This is a genomic window from Helicobacter sp. MIT 01-3238, from assembly GCF_003364135.1.
Classification (GTDB): domain Bacteria; phylum Campylobacterota; class Campylobacteria; order Campylobacterales; family Helicobacteraceae; genus Helicobacter_B.
Genome location: NZ_NXLN01000063.1, coordinates 1 through 616, shown reverse-complemented (window position 1 = coordinate 616; position 616 = coordinate 1). Strand labels below are relative to the sequence as shown.

The 616-nt window shown below is 35.9% G+C and carries 1 protein-coding gene; it reads right to left on the bottom strand.

The window, feature by feature from the left end:
* Nucleotides 1-616: hypothetical protein (locus CQA40_RS11385; protein WP_181882939.1), on the bottom strand; the 616-nt coding region annotated here is incomplete at both ends.

Genomic DNA, 616 nt, shown 5'->3' with positions numbered 1-616 from the left:
ATTTAAGCTTTGTGCATACTTTATCACTGATTGAAGTAGTTGCTCTGGTGTTGCGTTTTCAGGTGGAGTGAATTCACCTCCTGTGTTGCCACTGCCTCCCCCTCCGCTAGCTTCTTTTCTAGGGATATATTCTCCTGTTGCGTCTTTGCTTAAACCTGTGTTTTCTAATCTTATGCTTGCGTGTTGAAATTTAACCCTAACCGCATTTGTTTCATCTACACCTACTCCTAGCACTATATCTCCAACTGTCAGCGTAGAGTATCCTCTATAATGTAAAGTAAGAATAAAACTAGTTTTTTGCCCAAAATCATTTATGCCTGATTTTCGTTGTATAACAACTTTACCAATTCTATTAGTAGTTTGTTGTCCTGTCATAAGAGTAAGTGGGCAAGATGGTGTGCCATCCATAACAGTCAAAGTCTCTATATTTAGATTACTGCTTAGTGTAAGTTGTCCGTCTCCACTTAAAATGCAATGTCCTGTATAGTTTGCTCCACTGCAAGTTAATTTGGGTGGTATATCACCACAAGCAGCATAGATAGTTTCTACAAAAATAAACAAAAAAAATATGATAAATTTTTTCATATTAAAAATATTTTTTACTAGATACGATTTG